The 7,817-nt window shown below is 69.4% G+C and carries 10 protein-coding genes; 2 read left to right on the top strand and 8 right to left on the bottom strand.

Annotation, left to right across the window (positions count from 1 at the left end; all coding sequences use genetic code 11):
* Window positions 1-155 precede the first annotated feature (155 nt).
* The 8 genes from KUM40_RS26645 to KUM40_RS26680 all read right to left on the bottom strand — a co-directional run bounded on the left by KUM40_RS26645 (window position 156) and on the right by KUM40_RS26680 (window position 6,542).
* Window positions 156-2,276: an FtsK/SpoIIIE domain-containing protein gene (locus KUM40_RS26645; protein ID WP_217168731.1), complete on the bottom strand. Its 2,121-nt coding sequence runs from the start codon at window positions 2,274-2,276 to the stop codon at window positions 156-158.
* Window positions 2,277-2,369: 93 nt separating this feature from the next.
* Window positions 2,370-2,678: a hypothetical protein gene (locus KUM40_RS26650; RefSeq protein WP_254395716.1), complete on the bottom strand. Its 309-nt coding sequence runs from the start codon at window positions 2,676-2,678 to the stop codon at window positions 2,370-2,372.
* A gap of 2 nt (window positions 2,679-2,680) precedes the next feature.
* On the bottom strand, window positions 2,681-3,001 hold the full coding sequence (locus tag KUM40_RS26655; protein ID WP_217168733.1) for a hypothetical protein: 321 nt from the start codon (window positions 2,999-3,001) through the stop codon (window positions 2,681-2,683).
* Between the two features lies 1 nt (window position 3,002).
* Window positions 3,003-3,350, bottom strand: coding sequence for an RRQRL motif-containing zinc-binding protein (locus KUM40_RS26660; protein WP_217168734.1), 348 nt, complete (start codon window positions 3,348-3,350; stop codon window positions 3,003-3,005).
* Window positions 3,350-4,042 (bottom strand): DNA methylase, encoded by a 693-nt coding sequence (locus tag KUM40_RS26665; protein WP_217168745.1) that lies wholly within the window; start codon window positions 4,040-4,042, stop codon window positions 3,350-3,352. The genes KUM40_RS26660 and KUM40_RS26665 overlap by 1 nt, the downstream gene beginning before the upstream one ends.
* Window positions 4,043-4,092: 50 nt before the next feature.
* Window positions 4,093-4,989, bottom strand: coding sequence for a DUF2637 domain-containing protein (locus tag KUM40_RS26670; protein WP_217168735.1), 897 nt, complete (start codon window positions 4,987-4,989; stop codon window positions 4,093-4,095).
* On the bottom strand, window positions 4,986-5,255 hold the full coding sequence (locus KUM40_RS26675) for a DUF6284 family protein (protein WP_217168736.1): 270 nt from the start codon (window positions 5,253-5,255) through the stop codon (window positions 4,986-4,988). The genes KUM40_RS26670 and KUM40_RS26675 overlap by 4 nt, the downstream gene beginning before the upstream one ends.
* A gap of 510 nt (window positions 5,256-5,765) precedes the next feature.
* Complete coding sequence (locus KUM40_RS26680; protein WP_217168737.1) at window positions 5,766-6,542, bottom strand: GntR family transcriptional regulator; 777 nt, start codon at window positions 6,540-6,542, stop codon at window positions 5,766-5,768.
* A gap of 58 nt (window positions 6,543-6,600) precedes the next feature.
* On the opposite strand from KUM40_RS26680, the gene KUM40_RS26685 reads away from it, so the two are divergent.
* Window positions 6,601-7,029, top strand: coding sequence for an NUDIX hydrolase (locus KUM40_RS26685; RefSeq protein WP_217168738.1), 429 nt, complete (start codon window positions 6,601-6,603; stop codon window positions 7,027-7,029).
* Between the two features lie 190 nt (window positions 7,030-7,219).
* A complete protein-coding gene (locus KUM40_RS26690) occupies window positions 7,220-7,462 on the top strand; it encodes a hypothetical protein (RefSeq protein WP_217168739.1) in 243 nt (80 codons plus the stop codon).
* Window positions 7,463-7,817: the final 355 nt, after the last annotated feature.

Raw genomic sequence — 7,817 nt, forward strand, 5'->3', positions numbered from 1 at the left:
GGCGCTGTGGAGGGGTGTTCGGGGGGTGTGACCTGCGGGCCTCCCTGACTCCCTGAACGATCATTCGCGCAGGTCAGGGCCAGGGAGGCGGGGCAGGGAGGCGGTCAGGGAGTTCTCCCTGCCTCCCTGCCCCGGCGGCGGTTGGCTCCCTGCCGTCATTCGGCGGAAGCGGAACCCTCGGTGTCGCGGTTGGCGAGGGCGCGCTGCACGCGGTCGCGGGAAACGACCATGACGCCGTCGGACTTGTACGGGCTGGCGTCGGCGTCGTCGAGGGCGCGCTTGAGGTCGAGGAACGACCAGCCGCCGTAGGCGTCTGCGTTCCGTGCCGAGAGCCGCGCCAGCACGTCCTTGGTCCGCACCCGCGGCGCGTCGCCGACGACGGCGGCGATGTCGGCGAGCGGGTCATGGTCGGCGCTGCGGTCGATGGCGTGCAGGGTGGTCACGCCGTCGCGCAGGGCCTTGGCCCGGTCGGTGATCACCTCGGCCGCGTCGTCGTCGATGTAGTGCGTGCGCACCGTGATGGACGACTGCCCCGCCGGGATGCTGATGCCGTCGGAGGCGACGACCAGGGTTCCCCGGTCCAGACCCGGACGCAGCAGGTTCGGCGCCGCGCCGCCGTCGACGGCCTTGTCCCCGAGGGCCATGCGGGCCTGGGACTCGGTGCCCAGGGCGAGGGATGCGCGGGTGTGGGCGCCCTCGCGGACCAGCTTGGGCAGGTTCTCGTTGGTCGGGTCCTGCGTGCCCTGCCACATCAGCACGTTGACCGCACGGCCCTGGTTGTGAATCTTGCGCACGGCCATGAAGTACCGGGAGTCGGCCTTCGAGCCGCCGTAGGGCCGCTTGTCCTTGCCGGTGCCCTTGGCGGGGCACATGAACGCGACCTGTGCTTCGTCGACCAGCACGATCAGCGGCGGGAACACCGTGCCGGGCGGCGCCTGGATACGCCGGTTCATCTCCGCTACGGCGCCTTCAACCATCTCGGTCACCTGGATGACGTGCTCATCCGTCGGCCCCTGAATCAGGGTGGTGGCGAGGCCGTCGAACATGTTCCAGTCGCCGACGCCCTTGAGGTCGCCCATGAGGAACTGGACCGACTTGTCCAGGGACAGCCACAGGGCCAGGGAGCGCAGGGCCACGGTCTTGCCCTGGTTCGACAACCCTGTGACGAGGACGTGGCGCTGATAGAGGGACAGGGCGGCGGCGTCGCCGCGCAGATCCTGCCCCCAGGGCGCCTTGCCCTTGGTGTAGTCGGCGGTCATCGTGTCGTCGGTGACCAGCGGAGACGGGCCGATCGGCTCATCGAGCGCGCCGGAGTCGGCGACCCACAGCCGCACCGTGCGCGCGGCCTGGGGGATCGTGATGAACACCTCGTGTTCGTGCCGGGTCAGGTTCTCCGCGAGCTTGCGCCGCTTGCCCTGCACCTCGTTCGTGGCCACCCCGGAAGGAAGGGTCACGTCGACCTCGACACCGCATCCGGCGATGCGGATCGGTCCGAGCATCGAGGCGCCGGCGTCGCCCATCTCCTTGATGGCACGGGCCAGGGCGGGAACCCCGAGGTCACGCAGGGCCTTGACCACGATCGACGGGGTGATCGGCTCCCCCTCCCCCGACCGGACGTTCGCCGGGAGTGCCCAGTTGGGGGCGGCGTGCTGCTTGCGGCCCACCGACCACAGGGCGAGCAGGGCCAGGAACGGGCCGATCGTCAGCGCCGGACCCCAGACGACCTGCACGATCCGGATCAGCAGGGCGATGAAGTCGACCGTTGCCGTCAGCGGGGTGATGACGTCGCCGACGTGACCGGTGTTGAGGGCCATGACGACTCCGAGCGCGACCAGCACGCCGATGCTCATCCCGGCGCCGACGGCGACACCCTTGGCGGCCTCGATCGGGGAGTGCAGGAGGTCCATGCGGCGGTGGTGGCGGGCGGCGCGGAAGCGCTGCAACCGCTCCTCCCACTCCTCGGCCGCTTCGAGGTTGCCCGCGGCTTCCGCCGCCCGGATCATCCGCTCGTACCGGGACCCGGTACGGCCGTCCCACGCCCGACGGGCCACGATCCGCCCGCCGTTGAAGGTGTAGAGGCCGTGCCGGGCCGCCGCCCGGACCGTGGCCCGGGTCGACTCGTGCGTGACGCCGGTCTTGATGGCGCGGCTGGAGCGCACCCACAGCGGCACCGGCCGCGCGGGCGGCACGTCCGGCACCACGGTGAGAACCGTGGGGGCCGTGTCCGGGGTCGGGGGATCGGTGGGCTTGTGCAGGTGAACGACGTTCTCAGACATGCTGGAAGTACTCCTGACTACCCCGGAACGGGGCCGGAAGCGGGGAGAGACGCCGGGGCCCCGCCCGGCGTGAACACGGGCGGGACCGGGGCGTCAGAGGTCGTTTCGGGCGCGGTTCTCCGCACGGCTGAGCTGCGAGGGCCGGTTGCGCGGACCGTCGATCCAGCAGAACGGGCGGATACCGTCGGCGGCCTTGAAGGTGCGGATCGCAGCACCCTCCGGGGCGTCGGGCAGGGCGGAGACGCGGCCACCGGCCAGGGAGGCGAGGAGCCGGGCGCCGTGGTGCTCGCAGCCGTCCGCCCCCGCGTTCGAGGCGTCCAGCACGGTCACCGCGACCGGCCCGGCGCACGGGGTCGGGTCCTCGGGGTGCGCGGCCGGGCACCGGCGGGGGGTGTGCTGCACGCTCACCACCACTTCGACGACGACTTCTTGGCCGCCTTCGCCTTCGCGGCCTCGGTCACGACGCGCTGTCGCTCGGTCGTGAGCGCGGCGATCTCCGCGATCAGCCGAGTCTCAGCGGAGGTCCAGGCGGTTTCCAGCTTGCGTTCCGCGCGGGCGGGGCTCTCGCCGCGTGCGACGCGGTAGCCTCCGCCGGCCAGACCGGCGAGGATCGCGCGGCGCTCGCGGCCGTCCAGCGGCCACAGCTCGCGGTTCTGCACGGCGGACAGCTTGCGGTTCGCCTGCTGAATGGCACGGTCCAGGCGGCGGGTGTCGGGCTTGCCCATGTCAGGCACTCCTCAGGCAGTCGGAAGATTCAGGGAAGGCGCAGGTCACACACGTGCCGAGCGAGGTGGGGATGACGTACCCGGCATCCCGGCGGCACTGCGGGCAGACGCGGCGGGCCGTGTTCGCTGCCGCGAGCGCGGCCCACCGGCCCGGCGTCATCGGCCGCACCGGCTTGGCGAGGTCGACGCGGTAGAGGTAGGCGACCAGCGGCCCCCGGCGGCGTCGCGGCCGTTCGAGCGTCGCGGCCACCCCCTGACCGCCGGGCCGCAGCCCACGGGCGCGGAGTTGGCGGCGGGTGGCGTAGCCGTCCGGGGCCAGGCGCCACCGGAACACCGGCAGCGTGGCCATCACGCCGCCTTCGCCAGTTCGCGGGGGTGCGGCCCGGTGCGGGCCAACCGTGCGAGGCGTGCGGTCGGGGAGGGTTCGAAGCGGGCGCCCCACTCGCCGGTGGTGACGAACTCTGCGCCGATGTAGCGGGTGTAGGCGGGCGGGATCGCTTCGGTCAGTTCCTCGTGGACGTCGGTCCAGGTGATGTCCATCGCTTGCTGCATCTCCGCAGCCGTGGCCTTGCCGCCGCCCTTGCCGTACGCAGCGACATACGGGCCGTCGCGGAAGACGCCGTGCCGCCAGCCGCGCACCGGGCCCCGGTGCGGCCGGTGCACGGCCGGGACGGGCCGCCAGTACAGGCCCACCTCGAAGTAGCGGTGCCGGATGACGGAGAGGTCGAACATCTCCCCGCACAGCGTCAGATCACGGCGCAGACCGGAACCCTGCACGTTCTCGATCACGTACGGCACCCCGTACCACTCGCACAGCTCCCGCACGGCGGGGATCAGATCGAGGTGCGTGCGGCCCTTGTTGGTGCCCTTGGTCAGCGCACACGAGGCCTGGCAGGGCGGGGAGAGGTGCACGAGGTGGAAGGACTGCGCCATCTCGCGGAACGCGTCCAGCGCATCGCCCTCGATGAAGGCGAACGGGTAGGAGGGTCGGGGCACGACGTCCACCCCGACCACATCGAATCCGGCCCGCCAGTACCCCATCCCCGCGCCGCCCGCACCGCAGAACAAATCCAGCACCCGCGGCCGGCGCCTCACGACGCCACCGATGCGGCGGCGCGTTCGGCGAGGATCGTGTCCCGCAGCAAGCGGGCGTTCGCCGGTGACGTGCGGATGGCGCGGCGGATGCCCTCGCCGGTCACCTTCGCGTCCGGCCAACCGGCCGTCGCCGCCCGTGCTTCGGCCAGCAACTGATCCGGCGTCCGCTTCGGACGGGTCGACTTCGCCACCGCCGGGACACGGCCCGTGGCACGGCGCGCACGGGTCGACTCCGCCGCCACCGCCCGCCGCTCGATCGGCGCGACGGGGGCCGGTGCGATCGAGGGGACCGGCTTGGCCGGGAGGGTCGACTTCAGGAAGCCGACGGCCACCGGCCGGGGCAGTACGGGAGCGTTCGGGGTGATCGGCGCGGGGGTCGATACCGGCAGGTCAGCCGTAGACCGTTTCATCTCGGTCTCGGTGGATTCCTCCGCATTCGTGCTCGCGGCCGGGATCGGGGCGGGGCGGTGGTGCAGCACCTTGGCCACGAGGTCGGAGCCGAAGTAGATCGACCCGACCGGCAGCGACGTGGCGAGCAGGACCAGGGCCCAGTTCGCCGGGTCCCAGTCCGCGAGTCGACCCCAGTCGACCGTGCGGCCGTGCAGCTCCGGGACCAGACCGTGCACGTAGTTGAGGACCAGGGAGGCGACCGTGTAGGCGCCCAGGACGCGCAGGGCGAACGTGCGGTCGCGGTCGGCGAGCACGAGGGTGGCGATCAGGGCGAGCGCCATCAGGCCGTCGACCACGAACGGGTACAGCATCGCTGCCGTGTCGTCCGCGCCGACGGCGCCGGCAATGTCCCGCAGTGCGTTCCACGACACCCGAAACGCCATACCGACCACGGCGACCAGGGCGAGCACCAGGGCCGCACGACCCTTGCGGTGAAGGTTCATGCCGCACCGCCGGGCAGAGTCGCGCCGGCCGTGCGGTTGGCCAGGTCCCGGCGGGCGGCCAGCACCCGGTTCCGGGCCCGGCGGATGCGCCGGTTGTCCAGCTCGTTCGGCAGGTGTTCAAGGGCGGTGATCTGCGCGTCGACCAGCTCGACACCCGCGAGGATTACGGGCATCTCCTGCTCGATCGCGTCCAGCTCCGCGTCCGTCGGCTCCATGAAGTCGGCGAACGCAGTAACAGCGTCCTGAACAGTGACGATGTGGTTCATGGGTCGTGGTCTCCCTAGCAGGTGAAACGGCCCAAACAGCACCCTCGGAGTTGCAGCTCCGGGGGTGCGCGCCGTTGTAGGTGATCAGCCACGCCAGACGCGCGGCACGGCCACGCTGAGCGGCCGGAGTGCCCCGGGCGAGATTCGATCTCGCACCCTTCACGGCTGAATGCCGGGGCGACGTGCATGTCTCCTTCGGGGTGCCGCACCCGTATCAGGTAGCGCGGCATGACCCCGTTGTAGGCGTATGGAGACGTGACCTTTCGGTCTAAGCCCTCCCGAATGACAAGGGTCGGGTGCGCCCTCGGCCCGCTCTGTCCCGGGCCCCTTGGCAGCAAATCCGGGGACTCGCCGCCCATTCGTGCAGGTCAAGCAGTGACGCGTTTACCAGCCCCTGCACTTATGTACTCATGTGCAGGAGTGACATGTAAGAGAGTGCCCAACTCCTACACATGAGTCAACCCGCCGCGCGAACTTGCTGCGGCGGGTTGGGGTCAGGAGGAAGGCTTTTCAGTCACCCGCGGGGATGCGGTACTCCAAAACGAACTGGTCAGCGGCCATGAACGTGTCGCAGACCTCGACGATCCGGCCAGCTTCGGATTCTGCGTTCCGGGTCAGGTGAATGATGGGCGAACCGGGGCTCAGGCTCAGCGCAACGATCTCCTGCTTGGTCGCCAGGCGAACGCGGACCGTCTCGGACAGCTCCTTCAGCGTGTGCCCGTGTTCCTCAAGCCGAGCGTAGATTCCCCCGCCGCCGGGGTTCTCCTCGAACAGCTCGGGGATGTCCTTGGCGATGTCCCACGGGAGGTAGGAGGTGGCTTCCTCCGTAGGGATGCCGTCGCTGAAGTACAGGCGACGCCGCGCCAATACCTTCGTGCCGATCGGAACCGACAGCCGCTCTGCGATCTCTTCCGGCGCTTCGGTTGGCCCAACGTAGAGGACGCTCACGCTCGGCTTGCTACCAGCCTGTTCGGCCTCTGCAAGGTACGCAGCCTTGCCCGCCGTTCGGTGTGACCGTCGGAAGCGGTCAGAGGACTTCCGCCGCACCGGAGGGCGCCGCTTTACGTATGAACCCTTGCCGTGGCGCGTCTCGATCAGGCCCGTGGCGCGCAGTTCCGCGAAGGCCTTGCGCACCGTGCCCTGGGACGCGGCGTACTTCTTGATGAGGTCGGATTCACTGGGTACCTGGTCCCCGGGTGCGAGGACCTGTTCCTTGATCTGGCGAACGAGGTCGTCCGCGATCTGTAGGTACTTCGGCTTTCCCGAGTCTGTGGAAGACGTGGGCATGTCCTACTGTTCCTCCTAGGCTCCTGTACATAAGCAACGCTACCCGGAGGGCGCGTCAATGCCGCTTCACTCGGTCTCGGTCGCTGGCGTCGTAGTGCGCGATGACGGCCGCGTCCTGGTCATCCGACGCGCGGACAACGGCACCTGGGAGCCGCCCGGCGGCGTGCTTGAGCTGGACGAGCGGCCCGAGGACGGGGCGGTGCGGGAAGTGCATGAAGAGACAGGCATCAAGGTTTCCGTCGAGCGGCTGACCGGGGTCTACAAGAACATGAGTCGAGGCGTGGTGGCCCTCGTGTTCCTGTGCCGGCCGGAGGCGGGAGCGGCACGTACGTCCAGTGAGTCGACTGCCGTGCGGTGGCTGACCCCGGAGGAAGTCGAGGGTGCGATGGGTGAGGTCTATGCCATCCGTGTGCTTGATGCTCTAGACGCCGCTACCTCCCCGCATGTCCGCTCACATGACGGCCGTCGTCTGCTTGAATCCGCCTGATTGCCGGGCACGTACCTGCGACGATGACAGCATGCCGACGTCTGCAGGGATGCCGCTTGAGGCCGCACGGATACCCGACTGCACCAAGCCAGAGGCTCATCGTGCGGCCTACAGGAGCGCCAAGGCCAACGACATGATCTTTGTGTGCGTCGCTCGCCATGGACGCCAATGGAAAGTGCAGCTTGACGCTATGTCCAGCAGCAAGCCGTACGTGCCGGACCATGCGATGACGGTCCTACAGTCCGCAGTTGAAGCGTTGGTGCGCGACGGAACCGTGGGTCAGGGCAGCATCGGGGCTGACTACATCTCCTTGGGGCCAATCAAGACAGAGAGCAGGGCACGCGAGATCGCGGCCGCGTTTCACGCTGCTGTGTACGGTCTCCAGCGGCTACACATGACCGTGCCGAACGTGACCACTGACGGCGATTCTTGACGGCAACGTGAGTGCACACTGCCGCACGTGCAGAACCACGTGAGCACTCGCCAGCCAGCCGCAGGAAGACTCACACCTGGCCGGATCTTCCGGCGGAAGAACTCCTAAAGCGGGTGTCGCAGGTTCGAATCCTGCCGGGGGCACGTGACTAAGGGCCAGTTCAGGGGCTTGATCCCCTCGAACTGGCCTTTAGCCGTGATCACAGCCGTTGACCGGGTGCTGATCGAGATCGAGACCCGCTACAGGTTCTCTGCCTCATGACAGCGGCCGTGGCAAAGTCCAGATGTGCGGCCAGCCGAGTCCAGGCTGATGGCCACCGGAATTCCAGGTGTGCGGCCGTCTGACCAGTGGTGTT

This window comes from Streptomyces sp. AC512_CC834, assembly GCF_019049325.1.
Lineage (GTDB): Bacteria > Actinomycetota > Actinomycetes > Streptomycetales > Streptomycetaceae > Streptomyces.